Consider the following 16,851-nt stretch of genomic DNA (forward strand, 5'->3'; position numbering starts at 1 on the left):
TGGCTCCCCAATTGAGCACCGGCAGCCGCGTGATCGGCGACCCCAAATCCCCGGACGGGTAAAGGGGTGATCATGCTGGAGTCAAGTGGTGCGCAAGTGGTGCGGGACTCCTGAAGGGGGTCTAGGCAACAACGAAGGCCCAGGTCGCTGACCTGGGCCTTCGCATCTGAGCGGATGACGGGAATCGAACCCGCGCTATAAGCTTGGGAAGCTCATGTTCTACCATTAAACTACATCCGCATAACGTTCCAGTTGCCTGGAGCGGTATCTTTGGACACTCTACCCCATGATCGACCCCCGGTGAATCGGCCGCGGGGTCGTCGTCGTGTGTGGGGTGCACCGACAGTCGTGGGAGCGGGAGTTGGGGCGTAACGTACCCGTGCGTCGCGGTGCGCGGGCCGTCCTGGAGTGGCGGCTGGAGCGGGTCGCGATCATCCCCTAATGTGGCGATTCGTCGCAGTACGGCAGGGTGGGGAAAGGGACTCGATGGAGAACACCGTCGTCCGTTGTGCCGAAGGGCACGTTTTCAGTACCGCTTCGTTTCCGCTGCAGCACCTCGGTGCCGGCCGGATCGGGCCCGGGCGGCTGCTGCGGTGCCCGCGGTGTGCGCGGCTGAGGCACGCCGTGCCCGTCGGAGCGTCGGCCGTCAAGCGATAGCGGTCCGCGGGGCGCGCGGCGCCGCTCTCGATTGGGGGCGGCCCGTGCGCACTGCGTATCCTCGGGACGTGCTTCTCTCAGACAAAGACATCCGGGCCGAGATCGACAGCGGACGGGTTCGCATCGACCCGTTCGAGGAATCGATGGTGCAGCCCTCCAGCATCGATGTACGTCTCGACCGCTTCTTCCGGGTGTTCGAGAACCACCGCTACGCCCACATCGACCCCGCCGTCGAGCAGCCCGATCTGACCCGCATGGTCGAGCCGGAGGGTGACGAGGCCTTCATCCTCCACCCCGGTGAGTTCGTGCTCGCCTCGACCTACGAGGTCGTCTCGCTGCCCGACGACATCGCCTCCAGACTGGAGGGGAAGTCCAGCCTGGGCCGCCTGGGGCTGGTGACGCATTCGACCGCCGGCTTCATCGACCCCGGTTTCTCGGGACACGTGACGCTCGAACTGTCGAACCTCGCCACCCTCCCCATCAAGCTGTGGCCCGGGATGAAGATCGGGCAGCTGTGCATGTTCCGGCTCAGCTCGCCCGCCGAGTTCCCGTACGGGAGCGAGCGGTACGGATCGCGGTACCAGGGCCAGCGCGGCCCCACGGCCTCGCGCTCCTTCCAGAACTTCCACCGCACCCAGGTGAGGCACGAGGCATGAGCGACGCGGTACGAGAGAACCTGAACTACGAGGGATTCGGGCGGGCGGTGCGCGAGCTCGCGCAGACCATCGCCGACGACGGCTACGAGCCCGACATCATCCTCAGCATCGCCCGGGGCGGCGTCTTCGTCGCCGGCGGTCTGGCGTACGCGCTCGACTGCAAGAACATCCACCTGGTGAACGTCGAGTTCTATACGGGCGTCGGCACCACGCTGGAAATGCCGGTCATGCTGGCCCCCGTGCCCGAGGCGATCGACTTCACCGACAAGAAGGTCCTCATCGCCGATGACGTGGCCGACACCGGCAAGACGCTGAAGCTCGTCCACGACTTCTGCCTGGGCCACGTCGCCGAGGTTCGGTCCGCCGTGATCTACGAGAAGTCGCACTCGCTCGTGAAGTGCGAGTACGTGTGGAAGAAGACCGACGAGTGGATCAACTTCCCCTGGTCGGTCGAGCCGCCCGTCGTGAAGCGCGAGGGCCAGGTCCTCGACGCCTGACCGGGCGGAGGCACCCGACGAGTGAGGGCCCCGGCGCTGGTGCGCCGGGGCCCTCTACGTCCGTCGTGGGCGGCGAGCCCTACAGCGTGCCCAGCTTGATGATCGACAGCAGGGCGACGAGCTGGATCGCGGACGCGCCGAGCGCCTTCGGCCACGGCAGGTCGTGCGACTTGCTGACGAGCGAGGTGAACAGGGCTCCGGCCGCCACCCACGTGGCCCAGCCCAGCACCTGCACGAACATGTTGTCCCCGCCCAGGAACACCGCGAAGAGCAGGCGCGGGGCGTCCGTGATGGACATGACCAGCATCGACAGGCCCACGGTCGGCTGCCACGCGCCGTCGCCGCCCAGCTGGCGGGCCAGGGTGTGCGTGACCGCGCCCAGGATCAGGCCGCAGATGACGAAGGCCACGCCGGCGCTGAGGACGATCGGGACGGCGTTGGGGAGGGTGGCCTTCATGACGTCCTCGCGGGCGTCGTCGAGGCCGAAGACGGCGAGCAGGCCGTACAGGAAGGTCACGATCAGCGCCGGGCCCCAGACGGCGTAGTCGCGCATCTGCAGGAACGTCGGCCCCGGCCGCATCACGATGCCGCGCAGGAGTTCCTTCCAGGGCAGCCGCGGGCCCGACGGCGCGGCCGCAGCGGCGCCCGCGTGGTACGTCGCGCCCTGGCTGTACGGGTCCTCGCCGTACGCGAAGACCTGGGTGTGCCCCGGGTTGTCGTTCGCGTACGAGCCGCCGCCGCGCCCGCCCTGGCCGCCCTGGCCGTAAGGGGGTTGCCGGTCGTACGACTGGCCGTGCTGCTGTCCGTACTGCTGCTGCTCGTGCGGGTCGAAGTACTCGGGCTCGCCATGGTCCCCTGCGGCGGGCTGCTGAGGCCACTGCTGCTGGGGAGGGTAGGGCTGTTGACCGTACGGCGCCTGCGGCGGTTGCTGCTGCTGTCCGTACGGCTGCTGCCGCGGGGGTTGTTGGGGAGCGCGGTTGTTGTCCCGGCCGCGTCCGATCCTGAATCCAGCCACGTGATCGAACGTACCTGGTCCCGGGGGCCGTGGTGGGCGAGCTGCCGGAATAGGGGCCCTTTGCGGCTGAGCTGTGACATCCCCTAGGGGATCCCTGATGGGTTGGTTTGGATGATTTGGGTGATTTGTTGGGTTGATGGGGAGCTTGCGGGGGGTCGTCAGCTCGTCGACGTATCACGTGGATACCGGGTTCGTGGCGCGCGGGCCTTCCCCCGCCCCGCCCCTCTCCGGAACCGGGGGCTTCGCCTCCGGACCCCGAAATGCCGGTACGGCCGGCCCCCTGAGCAGGGGACCGGCCGTACCGGCGTTCCGTCGAGGCCTTCGGCTTCGCCTAGGCCTTGGCCTCCGGCTCGGGCTTCGCCTCGGCTGCCTTCGGCGCCTGCGCGGTTTCCCCCGCGGCCGGAGCCTCGGTCTCGGCCGTGGTGGCGGATCCCGCCGGCTCGGTCGCAGTTTCGGTTTCGGCCGTCGGCTCGGCGTCGGTGACAGCCGCGGTGGCCGCCTCCGCGTCGGCTTCCGCCTCGGCGGCGGCCTTGGCCAGGGTCGAGGCCTCGGCGCCGTCCTCCGCTGCCGCAGTCGCAGCCTCAGCCTCTGCTTCCGCCTCGGCCTTTGCCGGAGCCTCTGCCTCCGCCGCGGTCTTCTCCGCGGCCGCGGCCGCGGCCGCAGCCGCAGCCGCAGCCGCGACCTCCGCTTCGGCCTTCGCCTTGGCTTCGGCCTCGGCTTCCGCCTTCGCCTTGGCCTCCGCCTGGGCCTTCGCTTCCGCCTCGGCCGCCGCCTTGGCCGCCGCAGCCTCCGCTTCCGCCTCGGCCGCAGCCTGCTCCGCCGCCGCAGCCTCCGCCGCCAGTTCGGCCTCCGTCGGGGCCGGGGCCTTCACCGACTCCAGCAGGAGCTGCGCCACGTCCACGACCTGGACGGATTCCTTCGCCTGGCCGTCGTTCTTCTTGCCGTTCACCGAGTCCGTCAGCATGACCAGGCAGAACGGGCAGGCCGTCGAGACGATGTCCGGGTTCAGGGACAGCGCCTCGTCCACGCGCTCGTTGTTGATGCGCTTGCCGATGCGCTCTTCCATCCACATCCGCGCGCCACCGGCGCCACAGCAGAAGCCCCGCTCCTTGTGGCGGTGCATCTCCTGCTGGCGCAGCCCCGGCACGGCCGACATGATCTCGCGCGGCGGCGTGTAGACCTTGTTGTGCCGGCCCAGGTAGCAGGGGTCGTGGTACGTGATCAGCCCGTCCACCGGGGTCACCGGCAGCAGCCGGCCCTCGTCGATCAGGTGCTGGAGCAGCTGCGTGTGGTGGATGACCTCGTACTCACCGCCCAGCTGCGGGTACTCGTTCGCGATCGTGTTGAAGCAGTGCGGGCACGTCGAGACGATGCGCTTGGCGGACTTCGGCTTCTTCGTCTCCGGGTCGTCGTCGTCCTCGCCGAACGCCATGTTCAGCATCGCGACGTTCTCCTGGGCGAGCTGCTGGAACAGCGGCTCGTTGCCCAGGCGGCGCGGGGAGTCGCCGGTGCACTTCTCGTCGCCGCCCATGATCGCGAACTTGACGCCCGCGATGTTCAGCAGCTCGGCGAAGGCCTTCGTGGTCTTCTTCGCGCGGTCCTCCAGAGCGCCCGCGCAGCCGACCCAGTACAGGTAGTCGTACTCCGAGAGGTCCTCGGCGTCCTTGCCGACGATCGGGACCTCGAAGTCGACCTCCTTGGTCCACTCCACGCGCTGCTTCTTGGCCAGACCCCAGGGGTTGCCCTTCTTCTCCAGGTTCTTGAGCATCGTGCCCGCCTCCGACGGGAACGCGCTCTCGATCATCACCTGGTAGCGGCGCATGTCGACGATGTGGTCGATGTGCTCGATGTCGACCGGGCACTGCTCGACGCACGCGCCGCACGTGGTGCAGGACCACAGGACGTCGGGGTCGATGACCCCGTTCTCCTCCGCCGTGCCGATCAGCGGGCGCTCGGCCTCCGCCAGCGCCGCCGCGGGGACGTCCGCCAGCTGCTCCGGCGTCGCCTTCTCCTCGCCCTCCATGGTCTTGCCGCCACCCGCGAGCAGGTACGGCGCCTTGGCGTGGGCGTGGTCGCGCAGCGACATGATCAGGAGCTTCGGGGACAGCGGCTTGCCCGTGTTCCACGCCGGGCACTGCGACTGGCAGCGGCCGCACTCCGTGCACGTGGAGAAGTCGAGGATGCCCTTCCAGGAGAACTGCTCGACCTGGGAGACGCCGAAGACGTCGTCCTCGCCCGGCTCCTCGAAGTCGATCTCCTTGCCGCCGCTCGTCATCGGCTGCAGGGCGCCCAGGGCCGTCGAGCCGTCCGCGTTCCGCTTGAACCAGATGTTCGGGAAGCCGAGGAAGCGGTGCCAGGCGACACCCATGTTCGTGTTGAGCGAGACCGTGATCATCCAGGTGAAGGAGGTGACGATCTTGAGCGCTGCGAAGAAGTACGTCAGGTACTGGATCGTGCTCAGGTCCAGCCCGTCGAACACGGCGATCAGCGGGTACGAGGCGAAGAAGCCCGGCTCCCAGCCGTCGACGCCGTGCTGGACGCCCTCCAGCGCGCGCAGCGTCATGATGCAGACGCCGACGATCAGGATGACGGCCTCGACGAAGTACGCCTGGCCCGTCTTGGAACCCGCGAAGCGGGACTTGCGGCCCGCCGCGCTCGGCCGGCTCAGCTGCCGGATCACGATCAGGGTCACGATGCCGAGGACGGTCATCAGGCCGAGGAACTCGGTGAAGATCTCGTACGGCAGCCAGTCGCCGATGATCGGGATCAGCCAGTCGGCCTGGAAGAGCTGGCCGAAGGCGTTGACGATCGTCAGCAGCAGCGAGAAGAAGCCCACCGCCACGAACCAGTGCGCGAAGCCGACGATGCCCCAGCGGTTCATGCGGGTGTGGCCGAGGAACTCCTTGACCAGGGTGATGGTGCGCTGCGTCGGATCGCCCGTGCGGGTGCCCGCGGGCACTGGCTGGCCGAGCCGCACGAAGCGGTAGATCTGCACGGTGGCACGGCCGAACAGCGCGACGGCCACCACCGTGATGACCAGCGACACGATGATCGCGGCGAGTTGCATGGAAGGGCTCCTCGGGCGGCACTTACTAAGCGGTAACTTATGAAGTCAAGGGTTGAGGTTACCCATTCCCCGCGCCGCAATGTAGGTGGGCGAGCGGTGATCTGTGTCGCTCAGGCATGCCTCAGGAGCGCCTGTGCCGACAGGCCGCCCGAGGGGTCTGAGCCAGGATCGCGAGATCCATCCCCAGCCAATGGCTCTCCACATAGTGCCGGTCCAGCAGCGCCATCTCCTCCCAGGGGAGGTCGGATCGCGCGCTGACCTGCCACAAACCGGTCATTCCGGGGCGTACGAGCAGCCTGTCGGCCCGGTCCGTGTGCGGCTCCGGGCGCGGCCCGACCAGTGACATCTCGCCGCGCAGCACGTTCAGCAGCTGCGGCACCCCGTCCAGGGCGCACCGTCGCAGGGCCGCCCCCAGCCGTCCCGCCCCGTCCGTGCGCAGCCGCCAGGTCAGGAACGGCCGCCCGGCGAGCCCGGCCGCAGGCTCCCGTACGAGGACCCGCCCGCCCTGGGCCGCGTACAGCAGGGCCGCGACGACCAGCAGCGGCAGCGCCAGCAGTACGGCCAGCGCGGTGGCCCCGAGGAGGTCGGCCGCCCGTTTGGCCGGCAGGTCCGCGAGGCCGGACGACAGGCCCGGCAGCCGGGGCAGCCCCGGCCGGCGCGCCGCGGGGCGCGGGCTCGCGGGCGGCCGTCGTACGAGGTTCCGGATCGGGGGGAGCGTGAGCGGCGGCAGCGGCATGGGGGCACCCTGCCCTGCGCCCCGGGCGGCCGCCGGATGCCGCGCAGCGCCCGTGTCCAGCATCGCCCGCTCGGCCCTCCGGGACTGGCGATGAGCGTAAGTCCGGGATAAAAGTTGAGTCGCCCCCGCTCAGCTCTGTTGACGTCCTCGCGGCGATGGGGCATGGTTGAGTCTGTTCCACTCAAGTCAGCTGGAGGAAATCAAAATGGCACGTGCGGTCGGCATCGACCTGGGCACCACTAACTCCGTCGTCAGCGTTCTCGAAGGCGGCGAGCCCACCGTCATCACCAACGCCGAGGGCGCCAGGACCACGCCGTCCGTCGTCGCCTTCGCCAAGAACGGCGAGGTCCTCGTCGGCGAGGTCGCCAAGCGCCAGGCGGTCACGAACGTGGACCGCACCATCCGCTCCGTCAAGCGCCACATGGGCACTGACTGGAAGATCAACCTGGATGGCAAGGACTTCAACCCGCAGCAGATGAGCGCCTTCATCCTGCAGAAGCTGAAGCGCGACGCCGAGGCGTACCTGGGTGAGAAGGTCACGGACGCGGTCATCACCGTCCCGGCCTACTTCAACGACTCCGAGCGCCAGGCGACGAAGGAGGCCGGTGAGATCGCGGGCCTGAACGTCCTGCGCATCGTCAACGAGCCGACCGCCGCCGCCCTGGCCTACGGCCTCGACAAGGACGACCAGACCATTCTCGTCTTCGACCTCGGTGGCGGCACCTTCGACGTGTCGCTCCTGGAGATCGGCGACGGCGTCGTCGAGGTCAAGGCCACCAACGGTGACAACCACCTCGGTGGTGACGACTGGGACCAGCGCGTCGTCGACTACCTGGTGAAGCAGTTCGCCAACGGCCACGGCGTGGACCTCTCCAAGGACAAGATGGCGCTCCAGCGCCTGCGCGAGGCCGCCGAGAAGGCGAAGATCGAACTGTCCTCCTCCACGGAGACCACGATCAACCTGCCCTACATCACGGCTTCCGCCGAGGGCCCGCTGCACCTGGACGAGAAGCTCACGCGCGCCCAGTTCCAGCAGCTGACCGCGGACCTGCTGGACCGCTGCAAGACCCCGTTCCACAACGTCATCAAGGACGCCGGCATCCAGCTGTCCGAGATCGACCACGTGGTCCTGGTCGGCGGCTCCACCCGCATGCCGGCCGTCGCCGAGCTCGTCAAGGAGCTGACCGGCGGTCAGGACGCGAACAAGGGCGTCAACCCGGACGAGGTCGTCGCCATCGGCGCCACCCTCCAGGCCGGTGTCCTCAAGGGTGAGGTCAAGGACGTCCTGCTCCTCGACGTGACCCCGCTGTCCCTCGGCATCGAGACCAAGGGCGGCATCATGACCAAGCTCATCGAGCGCAACACCACGATCCCGACCAAGCGGTCCGAGATCTTCACGACGGCCGAGGACAACCAGCCGTCCGTGCAGATCCAGGTCTACCAGGGCGAGCGCGAGATCGCGGCGTACAACAAGAAGCTCGGCATGTTCGAGCTGACCGGCCTGCCGCCGGCCCCGCGTGGCGTCCCGCAGATCGAGGTCTCCTTCGACATCGACGCGAACGGCATCATGCACGTCACGGCCAAGGACCTCGGCACGGGCAAGGAGCAGAAGATGACCGTCACCGGCGGCTCTTCGCTCGGCAAGGACGAGGTCGACCGCATGCGCCAGGAGGCGGAGCAGTACGCGGACGAGGACCTGCGCCGCAAGGAGGCGGCCGAGTCCCGCAACCAGGGCGAGCAGCTCGTCTACCAGACGGAGAAGTTCGTCAAGGACAACGAGGACAAGGTCCCGGCCGAGGTCAAGACCGAGGTCGAGGCCGCCGTCACCGAGCTGAAGGAAAAGCTCAAGGGCGAGGACACCGCCGAGATCCGCACCGCGACCGAGAAGCTCGCCGCGGTCAGCCAGAAGCTCGGCCAGGCCATCTACGCCGACGCGCAGGCCGCCCAGGGTGCGGCCGGTGCCGCGGGTGACGCCGGCCAGGCCGGGGCCGCGGACGCCGCCGACGATGTCGTCGACGCCGAGATCGTGGACGAGGACAAGCCGAAGGGCGGCGCTGCCTGATGTCGGAGGAGACCCCGGGTTTCGAGGAGAAGCCCGAAGTCCCCACCGGCGCCACGGCTGACGACGCCGCCGAGCCGAAGGCCGCGGCCTCCTCCGAGGAGGAGGCCGCGGCCCCGGCCGGGGACTCCGGAGCAAAGTCCGCTCAGGACACGGCTCTGCTGGCGCAGCTGGACCAGGCCCGTACCGCGCTCGGCGAGCGCACCGCGGACCTCCAGCGGCTCCAGGCGGAGTACCAGAACTACCGCCGCCGGGTCGAGCGGGACCGCATCGCCGTCAAGGAGATCGCGGTCGCGTCCCTCCTGACGGAGCTGCTCCCGACGCTGGACGACATCGGCCGCGCGCGGGACCACGGCGAGCTGGTCGGCGGCTTCAAGTCGGTGGCCGAATCGCTGGAGACCGCCGCGGCCAAGATGGGCCTGCAGCAGTTCGGCAAGGAGGGCGAGCCCTTCGACCCGACGATCCACGAGGCCCTGATGCACTCGTACGCGCCGGACGTCACCGAGACGACCTGCGTGGCGATCCTGCAGCCCGGGTACCGGATCGGCGAGCGTACGATCCGCCCCGCGCGGGTCGCGGTGGCCGAGCCCCAGCCGGGCGCGGCCCCCAAGTCCGAGTCGGCCGAGGCCGACGCGCCTTCGGACAAGGACACGGATGCCCCCGACGAGGGCTGACGTTGCACCAGTAGCGGTACGAGAGGAGGGACACCGGGGATGAGCACGAAGGACTTCGTCGAGAAGGACTACTACAAGGTCCTCGGTGTCCCGAAGGACGCCACCGAGGCCGAGATCAAGAAGGCGTACCGGAAGCTCGCGCGCGAGTTCCACCCGGACGCCAACAAGGGCGACGCCTCGGCCGAGGAGCGCTTCAAGGAGATCTCCGAGGCGAACGACATCCTCGGCGACGCCAAGAAGCGCAAGGAGTACGACGAGGCCCGCGCCCTGTTCGGGAACGGCGGCTTCCGCCCCGGTCCCGGGGGGAGCGGCGGCTCGTTCAACTTCGACCTCGGCGACCTGTTCGGCGGCCAGCAGGGCGGCGGCGCGGGTGCCGGCGGCTTCGGCGGCGGCGGCCTGGGCGATGTGTTCGGCGGCCTGTTCAACCGCGGCGGCGCCGGCCCCGGCACCCGTGTCCAGCCGCGCCGCGGCCAGGACATCGAATCGGAGGTCACCCTCTCCTTCACGGAGGCGGTGGACGGGGCCACGGTCCCGCTCCGGATGTCCTCCCAGGCGCCCTGCAAGGCCTGTTCGGGCACCGGCGACAAGAACGGCACGCCCCGCGTGTGCCCGACCTGCGTCGGCACCGGCCAGGTCTCCCGGGGCAGCGGCGGCGGCTTCTCGCTGACCGACCCCTGCGCCGACTGCAAGGGCCGCGGCCTGATCGCGGAGACCCCCTGTGACGTCTGCAAGGGCAGCGGGCGGGCCAAGTCCTCCCGCACCATGCAGGTCCGCATCCCGCCGGGCGTCTCCGACAACCAGCGGATCCGGCTGCGCGGCAAGGGCGCTCCGGGCGAGCGCGGCGGCCCCGCCGGCGACCTGTACGTGGTCGTCCACGTGGGCAGCCACCCGGTGTTCGGCCGCAAGGACGACAACCTGACGGTCACCGTCCCGGTGACCATCGCCGAGGCCGCCCTGGGCGCCGACATCAAGGTCCCGACCCTGAACGGCCCCTCGGTGACGCTGAAGCTGCCGCCGGGTACCCCCAGCGGCCGCACCATGCGGGCCCGCGGCAAGGGCGCGGTCCGCAAGGACGGCACCCGCGGGGACCTGCTGGTGACGGTGGAGGTCGCGGTGCCGGCCGAGCTGTCGGACAAGGCCCGCGAGGCGCTGGAGATGTACCGCGACGCGACGGAGTCGGAGGACCCGCGCGCCGTGCTGTTCGAGTCCGCGAAGGGAGCATGATCATGGACGGCCGCCGTAGGAGCCACTACCAGCTCAACGACGACACTCCTGTCTACGTCATCTCGGTGGCCGCCCAGCTCTCCGGCCTGCACCCGCAGACCCTGCGCCAGTACGACCGGCTCGGCCTGGTCTCCCCGGACCGGACGGCCGGCCGCGGCCGGCGCTACTCGGCCCGCGACATCGAACTGCTCCGCACGGTGCAGACGCTGTCCCAGGACGAGGGCATCAACCTGGCCGGGATCAAGCGGATCATCGAGCTGGAGAACCAGGTCGCGGCGCTCCAGCAGCGCGTGGCCGAGCTCTCGGCGGCGGTGGACGGCGCGGCGGCCACGCTCCAGCAGCGCGAGGCCCAGGTGCACGCCTCGTACCGGCGGGATCTGGTCAAGTACCAGCCGCCGGTGGCGGGCAACGCCCTGGTCGTGTGGCGTCCCGCCCCACAGAGGCGCCAGGGCGACTGACGCCGCCCTCGCACGCGCGTACAGGCCCCGTCCGGGATTCCGGGCGGGGCCGGCCCGTTCCCCGGGCCCGCCCGTGCTCCTCAGGCGTCCCGTCAGGCCCCGCCGTCAGGCCCCCTCGTCCTCCAGGATCCCCGAGCGGGCGATGAGGAAGCCGAGCTGGGCCCTGCTGCCACTGCCGAGGGTGCTGGCCAGCTTCGCGATGTGCGCGCGGCAGGTCCGTACGTTCATGCCCAGCCGGCGCGCGATGGCCTCGTCCACGTGCCCCTCGATGAGGAGCTGCGCGATCGTGCGCTGCACGCCCGAGATCCCGCCGCGGGTGTGCTGGTACGTCACTTCCTCCTGGAGCGGCACGGCGCGGTGCCAGAGCTGCTCGAACACCTTGATGAGGTAGTCCACCAGCCCCGGGTGGCGCAGCTCCAGGGCGACCTGGCGGTCGTCGCTGGCCGGGATGAAGGCGACGGTCCGGTCGAAGATGATGAGGCGCTCGAAGAGCTCCTCCAGCGTGCGGACCTCCACCTTGCCGGCCTTGAGGAGGTCGACGTACGCGAGCGTGCCGCGGCTGTGCCGGACGGTGTGCTGGTAGAGGGTCCGGATCCGGACACCGCGGTCGGTCAGCGGCTGGTCGCGCTCCAGGGCCTCGGTGAGCTCCAGGCTGGGCCGGGCTCCGCCGGGCTGGATGGTGAGCATCTCGGTGTGGCACTCGGCCGTGGCGAGGTTGAGGGCGGCGTTGATGGGGTCGAAGCCTTCGAGGACCGTGATGGCGTGGGTGCTCGCCGGATTCTGCGCGCTGATGGCCAGAAACGGTTCGAACGCTTCGGACAGTTCGAGCGAATCGCGTCGTCTGTCGCGGATCTCGCGTTCGATCGGATGCAGCCGCTGTGCGAGTGCCACTGCCGGTGGAACCGGACGGAGGGAATTTGCGTCATCAGGATCTGGCTGCAACAACGCCAGATCGAGCAGGCAAGGCGCCGTTTTGATGTCCCCACGTGCGATACGTCCCGTGCGCAGGGCGCTCGTGTAGAGCCGTGCCCCCTCGCCGCACAGCTCGGTGACCGAGTGGGGATGTGTCTCTTTTGTGCTGTCTGTGGTCAAATCTCCACCCCCCAGGGTCCTGAACATGCAAGAACATGATGCATCGTCCCTGTGGCAGCGACGTGCCTGAATGAGCCATCGTCTGACAGGCGGGGGAGAGGATTTCATCAAGTGAGGACGAAGCCGACCATGAACAAGAGAATGCTTCGCTCGGCGCTTGCCACCGTCATCTTCTCGGCTGTGGCCGGTCTGGGACTTGCCGGGTTCACCCTGGGGGGCGCTGAAGGGGGTGCCGCAGGCCTCCAGGCGGCGCCGCTGGAGGACAGCGGATGGCGCGCGGCACCGTTGGACAGCGGGTGGCGCTCGACCCCCGCGGACGCCGTTGCCGGCGCCCTTGGCGTGGAGAGCGCGGCATGACCCCCGACGACCGCGGTTTCCGTCGCGAAATGGCCTCTGCCTACCGCTCCGGCTGGCAGTTCATCGACCTCGCCACCGCCATCCCCCACATAGGCGACTCGCTGATGGTCACCCTGTTCGGACAGCCCATCGTCATCACGCGCGAGGAGGACGAGGACGTCCGGGCGTACCGATGCCTGCGCCGCCCCCGCGGCGCGACGCAGCCCGTCCGCTGCGAGGTGCGCTACGGAATGGTCTTCGTCAACCTTGATCAGCGCGACCACCAGCTTTTCGAACCCGACATCACCACCGCCACCCCCCGCAGTGCCTGAAGCGATTCCCCCGTCGTTGCAGATCGCTCCAGGTGCTTCCCCCACACAACGGCGCCATCGTGGACCTGACCACGATGGCGCCGTTGTGATGTCCGCGTCCAGTGCTTGAACCGGACAAAGGTGAAAGCTGAACCGTTCCGCCGGTTCGCGCCCGGCCTCGCCGGTGCGAGCCCGGGCCTACCCGGTTCGAGCCCGCGCCTTGAGGGCCGTCCCGTTCAGGCCCGGCCCATCGCCCGGTCCACGGTGATCTCCAGGACGACCCGGTCCGGGTTGGGCGAGGGCGTCCGCCCGTACCGCTCCGCGTAGCGCGCCACCGCCTCGGCGACCGAGGCCTCGTCCGTACGGATCACCGCCTGCCCCTCCAGGGTGGCCCAGCGGCGCCCCGCCATCTGGCACACCGCGACCCGGGCCGGCCCCGTCGGCGACCCCTGCGCCGCGAGCACGTTGCGGATCTTCTTGCTGTTCTTGTTGCTGATCACCCGGGCCAGGCCGGCCTCCGGATCGTACGTGACGCCCACCGGCACCACGTGCGGGGTCCCGTCGGGGCGCGGGGTGGTCAGCGTGCAGACGTGCCGCTCCCGCCAGAAGGCGAGGTACTCGGGCGTCGGGTTGAGTACGTCAAGAGCCATGGCCTGAGGGTACGGGAGGGCACGGAGGGAGGAGGGCGCCGGCTTTGCCCTTGAGTGGAATAGACTCAACTTTGCGGACGCTGCCATACTCATAGAGCGGGACCACCCCTGTGTCCGACCTGTCTGAGAGGAGAAGTCGCACGTGGATGCCGAGCTGACCAACAAGAGCCGGGACGCCCTGAACGCGGCCACCAGCCGCGCCGTGAAGGACGGCCACGCGGACCTCACCCCGGCGCACCTGCTGCTGGCGCTGCTGGCCGGCGAGGAGAACGAGAACATCACCGACCTCCTCGCGGCCACCGAGGCCGACCAGGCGGCGGTCCGCGACGGCGCCGAGCGGCTGCTGGCCGCCCTGCCCAGCGTCACGGGCTCCACGGTCGCGCCCCCGCAGCCCACCCGCGAGCTGCTCGCCGTACTCGCCGAGGCCGACCGGGAGGCCGGCAAGCTCGGCGACGAGTACCTCTCCACCGAACACCTCCTCATCGCGATCGCCGCCAAGGGCGGCGCCGCCGGTGAGGTCCTTTCCACCCAGGGCGCGACGGCGAAGAAGCTGCTGGAGGCCTTCGAGAACGCACGAGGAGGACGGCGGGTGACCACCCCCGACCCCGAGGGCCAGTACAAGGCCCTCGAAAAGTTCGGCACGGACTTCACGGCGGCGGCCCGCGAGGGCAAGCTCGACCCGGTCATCGGCCGCGACCAGGAGATCCGGCGCGTCGTCCAGGTCCTGTCGCGCCGTACGAAGAACAACCCGGTGCTGATCGGCGAGCCCGGCGTCGGCAAGACGGCCGTCGTCGAGGGACTCGCGCAGCGCATCGTCAAGGGCGACGTCCCCGAGTCCCTGAAGAACAAGCGGCTGGTCTCCCTGGACCTGGGCGCGATGGTCGCGGGAGCCAAGTACCGCGGCGAGTTCGAGGAGCGCCTGAAGACGGTCCTCGCGGAGATCAAGTCCAGCGACGGCCAGATCATCACCTTCATCGACGAGCTGCACACCGTCGTCGGCGCGGGCGCGGGCGGGGACTCCGCGATGGACGCGGGCAACATGCTCAAGCCCATGCTGGCCCGCGGCGAGCTGCGCATGGTCGGCGCGACCACGCTCGACGAGTACCGCGAGCGCATCGAGAAGGACCCGGCGCTGGAGCGGCGCTTCCAGCAGGTGCTGGTCGCCGAGCCGTCCGTCGAGGACACCATCGCGATCCTGCGCGGCCTCAAGGGCCGCTACGAGGCCCACCACAAGGTGGTCATCAACGACAGCGCGCTGGTGGCCGCGGCCACCCTCTCCGACCGCTACATCACCTCCCGCTTCCTGCCCGACAAGGCCATCGACCTCGTCGACGAGGCCGCGTCCCGACTGCGCATGGAGATCGACTCCTCGCCGCTGGAGATCGACGAGCTGCAGCGCTCGGTCGACCGTCTGCGCATGGAGGAGCTGGCCCTGAGGAACGAGTCCGACCCGGCCTCGATCGAGCGCCTGGAGAAGATCCGCAAGGACCTCGCCGACAAGGAGGAGGACCTGCGCGGCCTGACCGCCCGCTGGGAGAAGGAGAAGCAGTCCCTCAACCGCGTCGGTGAGCTCAAGGAGCGTCTGGACGACCTGCGCGGGCAGGCGGAGCGCGCCCAGCGCGACGGGGACTTCGACACCGCCTCCAAGCTGCTCTACGGGGAGATCCCGACCCTGGAGCGCGAGCTGGCGGAGGCCACCGAGGAGGAGGAAGAGGCCTCCAAGACGGGCGCCGCCAAGAACACCATGGTCAAGGACGAGGTCGGCCCCGACGACATCGCGGACGTGGTGGGCGCCTGGACCGGCATCCCGGCCGGCCGGCTCCTCGAAGGCGAGACGCAGAAGCTGCTCCGCATGGAGGACGAGCTGGGCCGCCGCCTGATCGGCCAGAGCGAGGCCGTACGGGCCGTCTCGGACGCCGTACGGCGCACCCGGGCCGGGATCGCGGACCCGGACCGCCCCACCGGCTCGTTCCTCTTCCTGGGCCCGACGGGCGTGGGCAAGACGGAGCTCGCCAAGGCTCTCGCGGACTTCCTCTTCGACGACGAGCGGGCCATGGTCCGCATCGACATGTCGGAGTACGGCGAGAAGCACTCCGTGGCCCGCCTGGTCGGCGCCCCTCCCGGCTACGTGGGCTACGAGGAGGGCGGCCAGCTGACCGAGGCCGTCCGCCGCCGCCCGTACTCCGTGGTGCTCCTGGACGAGGTCGAGAAGGCCCATCCCGAGGTCTTCGACATCCTGCTCCAGGTCCTGGACGACGGACGCCTCACGGACGGCCAGGGCCGCACCGTGGACTTCCGCAACACGATCCTGATCCTCACCTCGAACCTGGGCAGCCAGTTCCTGATGGACCCGGCGGCGTCGGCGCAGGAGAAGAAGGACCGGGTCCTGGAGGTGGTCCGGGCGAGTTTCAAGCCGGAGTTCCTCAACCGCCTGGACGACCTGGTGGTCTTCTCCGCGCTGAGCGCGCCGGAGCTGGCGCGGATCGCCGAGCTCCAGATCGGCGGCCTCGCCAGGCGTCTGGCGCAGCGCCGCCTGACCCTGGACGTCACCCCCGCGGCCCTGGCCTGGCTGGCGGACAAGGGCAACGACCCGGCGTACGGCGCCCGGCCACTGCGCCGCCTGATCCAGACGGCGATCGGCGACCGCCTGGCCAAGGAGATCCTCGCGGGCGAGGTGCGCGACGGCGACACCGTCCGGGTGGACGTGGCGGGCGAGGACCTGATCGTCGGCAAGGCCCTGTAGCCGGGGTCCGGGCACCCTTATCGGCGGCTTACTCCTGTCCGCCCTGCGCGGATCGCACGTGCGGGGGTGGACAGGAGGTGGGAGCCATGGGGGAGGATGACAACATCCGCACGAAGGGAAATCACGGTGAGCATCGACCCGGCCTCGATTCCGAACTTCGGAGGGCAGCAGCCCGATCCGCAGGCCACAGGACCGGCGGGCCCCGTCGTCCCCGACCAGGATCTGGTCAAGCAGCTGCTGGAGCAGATGGAGCTCAAGTACGTCGTCGACGACGAGGGTGACCTCGCGGCGCCGTGGGAAGAGTTCCGGACGTACTTCATGTTCCGCGGCGAGGAGGAGCAGCAGGTCTTCTCGGTGCGGACCTTCTACGACCGCCCGCACGCGATCGAGGACAAGCCCGCGCTCCTCGAGTCGATCGACGACTGGAACCGCCGCACCCTGTGGCCGAAGGTCTACAGCCACACGCACGACGACGGCTCCGTCCGCCTGATCGGCGAGGCGCAGATGCTGATCGGCACCGGCGTCAGCCTGGAGCACTTCGTCTCGTCCACGGTCAGCTGGGTCCGGGCCTCCATCGAGTTCGACAAGTGGCTCGTGGAGCAGCTCGGCCTGGAGAAGGAGATCGACTCCACCGACGGCGACGGTGGCGACAAGGACGGCGACGACGACTAGTCGC

The 16,851-nt window shown here is 69.7% G+C and carries 13 protein-coding genes, 1 tRNA gene and 1 pseudogene; 9 read left to right on the forward strand and 6 right to left on the reverse strand.

Going from position 1 to position 16,851, the window contains the following annotated elements:
- Nucleotides 1-169 precede the first annotated feature (169 nt).
- Nucleotides 170-240: transfer RNA gene (locus ACS04_RS02960), tRNA-Gly, on the reverse strand.
- 485 nt (nucleotides 241-725) lie between these two features.
- Between ACS04_RS02960 and dcd the strand changes: the two genes are divergently transcribed.
- Both dcd and ACS04_RS02970 read left to right on the forward strand, forming a co-directional pair.
- Nucleotides 726-1,313 (forward strand): dCTP deaminase, encoded by a 588-nt coding sequence (gene dcd / locus ACS04_RS02965; protein ID WP_030152916.1) that lies wholly within the window; start codon nucleotides 726-728, stop codon nucleotides 1,311-1,313.
- The gene (locus ACS04_RS02970; protein WP_030304218.1) at nucleotides 1,310-1,810 is read left to right on the forward strand and encodes a phosphoribosyltransferase; all 501 of its coding nucleotides are present in this window, start codon (nucleotides 1,310-1,312) and stop codon (nucleotides 1,808-1,810) included. The genes dcd and ACS04_RS02970 overlap by 4 nt, the downstream gene beginning before the upstream one ends.
- A 79-nt stretch (nucleotides 1,811-1,889) precedes the next feature.
- Here the strand turns inward: ACS04_RS02970 and ACS04_RS02975 are convergent, their stop codons facing one another.
- The 3 genes and pseudogenes from ACS04_RS02975 to ACS04_RS02985 all read right to left on the reverse strand — a co-directional run bounded on the left by ACS04_RS02975 (nucleotide 1,890) and on the right by ACS04_RS02985 (nucleotide 6,628).
- Complete coding sequence (locus ACS04_RS02975; RefSeq protein ID WP_048474879.1) at nucleotides 1,890-2,825, reverse strand: Yip1 family protein; 936 nt, start codon at nucleotides 2,823-2,825, stop codon at nucleotides 1,890-1,892.
- Between the two features lie 817 nt (nucleotides 2,826-3,642).
- Nucleotides 3,643-5,892 (reverse strand): annotated as a pseudogene (locus ACS04_RS02980) ((Fe-S)-binding protein); the annotation flags it as partial.
- Between the two features lie 121 nt (nucleotides 5,893-6,013).
- Nucleotides 6,014-6,628 (reverse strand): sugar transferase, encoded by a 615-nt coding sequence (locus ACS04_RS02985; protein WP_078864387.1) that lies wholly within the window; start codon nucleotides 6,626-6,628, stop codon nucleotides 6,014-6,016.
- A gap of 205 nt (nucleotides 6,629-6,833) precedes the next feature.
- Here ACS04_RS02985 and dnaK point away from each other — a divergent pair, with 205 nt between their 5' ends.
- Genes dnaK through ACS04_RS03005 form a run of 4 tightly spaced genes read left to right on the forward strand, consistent with a single transcriptional unit; the run spans nucleotide 6,834 to nucleotide 11,043 of the window.
- Nucleotides 6,834-8,690 carry a molecular chaperone DnaK gene (dnaK, locus tag ACS04_RS02990; protein WP_048474880.1) on the forward strand — a complete coding sequence of 619 codons (1,857 nt, stop codon included), beginning with the start codon at nucleotides 6,834-6,836 and terminating at the stop codon, nucleotides 8,688-8,690.
- Nucleotides 8,690-9,361: a nucleotide exchange factor GrpE gene (grpE, locus tag ACS04_RS02995; protein ID WP_048474881.1), complete on the forward strand. Its 672-nt coding sequence runs from the start codon at nucleotides 8,690-8,692 to the stop codon at nucleotides 9,359-9,361. The genes dnaK and grpE overlap by 1 nt, the downstream gene beginning before the upstream one ends.
- A 39-nt stretch (nucleotides 9,362-9,400) precedes the next feature.
- Nucleotides 9,401-10,585 (forward strand): molecular chaperone DnaJ, encoded by a 1,185-nt coding sequence (gene dnaJ / locus ACS04_RS03000; RefSeq protein ID WP_048474882.1) that lies wholly within the window; start codon nucleotides 9,401-9,403, stop codon nucleotides 10,583-10,585.
- Nucleotides 10,586-10,587: 2 nt separating this feature from the next.
- Nucleotides 10,588-11,043, forward strand: coding sequence for a heat shock protein transcriptional repressor HspR (locus ACS04_RS03005; RefSeq protein WP_048474883.1), 456 nt, complete (start codon nucleotides 10,588-10,590; stop codon nucleotides 11,041-11,043).
- A 105-nt stretch (nucleotides 11,044-11,148) separates the two neighbouring features.
- On the opposite strand, the gene ACS04_RS03010 is transcribed toward ACS04_RS03005, so the two are convergent.
- On the reverse strand, nucleotides 11,149-12,162 hold the full coding sequence (locus tag ACS04_RS03010; RefSeq protein ID WP_078864384.1) for a helix-turn-helix transcriptional regulator: 1,014 nt from the start codon (nucleotides 12,160-12,162) through the stop codon (nucleotides 11,149-11,151).
- 326 nt (nucleotides 12,163-12,488) lie between these two features.
- On the opposite strand from ACS04_RS03010, the gene ACS04_RS03020 reads away from it, so the two are divergent.
- Nucleotides 12,489-12,803, forward strand: coding sequence for a Rieske (2Fe-2S) protein (locus ACS04_RS03020; protein WP_048474885.1), 315 nt, complete (start codon nucleotides 12,489-12,491; stop codon nucleotides 12,801-12,803).
- 215 nt (nucleotides 12,804-13,018) lie between these two features.
- Here ACS04_RS03020 and ACS04_RS03025 read toward each other — a convergent pair whose 3' ends face one another.
- Nucleotides 13,019-13,432, reverse strand: a complete 414-nt coding sequence (locus ACS04_RS03025) for a pyridoxamine 5'-phosphate oxidase family protein (protein ID WP_048474886.1) — start codon at nucleotides 13,430-13,432, stop codon at nucleotides 13,019-13,021.
- A 142-nt stretch (nucleotides 13,433-13,574) separates the two neighbouring features.
- On the opposite strand from ACS04_RS03025, the gene clpB reads away from it, so the two are divergent.
- Complete coding sequence (gene clpB, locus ACS04_RS03030) at nucleotides 13,575-16,175, forward strand: ATP-dependent chaperone ClpB (protein WP_048474887.1); 2,601 nt, start codon at nucleotides 13,575-13,577, stop codon at nucleotides 16,173-16,175.
- 126 nt (nucleotides 16,176-16,301) lie between these two features.
- The gene (locus ACS04_RS03035) at nucleotides 16,302-16,847 is read left to right on the forward strand and encodes a YbjN domain-containing protein (protein WP_048474888.1); all 546 of its coding nucleotides are present in this window, start codon (nucleotides 16,302-16,304) and stop codon (nucleotides 16,845-16,847) included.
- Nucleotides 16,848-16,851: the final 4 nt, after the last annotated feature.

The sequence above is a fragment of the Streptomyces roseus genome (genome assembly GCF_001044425.1).
Lineage (GTDB): Bacteria > Actinomycetota > Actinomycetes > Streptomycetales > Streptomycetaceae > Streptomyces > Streptomyces roseus.

What these genes read in the sequence shown, in the direction of transcription:
- ACS04_RS03005 (WP_048474883.1), top strand. Translation starts at nt 10,588, where the DNA reads ATGGACGGCCGCCGTAGGAGCCACTACCAGCTCAACGACGACACTCCT.
- ACS04_RS03025 (WP_048474886.1), bottom strand. Translation starts at nt 13,432, where the DNA reads ATGGCTCTTGACGTACTCAACCCGACGCCCGAGTACCTCGCCTTCTGG.
- ACS04_RS03020 (WP_048474885.1), top strand. Translation starts at nt 12,489, where the DNA reads ATGACCCCCGACGACCGCGGTTTCCGTCGCGAAATGGCCTCTGCCTAC.
- ACS04_RS02970 (WP_030304218.1), top strand. Translation starts at nt 1,310, where the DNA reads ATGAGCGACGCGGTACGAGAGAACCTGAACTACGAGGGATTCGGGCGG.
- ACS04_RS02985 (WP_078864387.1), bottom strand. Translation starts at nt 6,628, where the DNA reads ATGCCGCTGCCGCCGCTCACGCTCCCCCCGATCCGGAACCTCGTACGA.
- dnaJ (WP_048474882.1), top strand. Translation starts at nt 9,401, where the DNA reads ATGAGCACGAAGGACTTCGTCGAGAAGGACTACTACAAGGTCCTCGGT.
- grpE (WP_048474881.1), top strand. Translation starts at nt 8,690, where the DNA reads ATGTCGGAGGAGACCCCGGGTTTCGAGGAGAAGCCCGAAGTCCCCACC.
- dnaK (WP_048474880.1), top strand. Translation starts at nt 6,834, where the DNA reads ATGGCACGTGCGGTCGGCATCGACCTGGGCACCACTAACTCCGTCGTC.
- ACS04_RS03010 (WP_078864384.1), bottom strand. Translation starts at nt 12,162, where the DNA reads ATGTTCAGGACCCTGGGGGGTGGAGATTTGACCACAGACAGCACAAAA.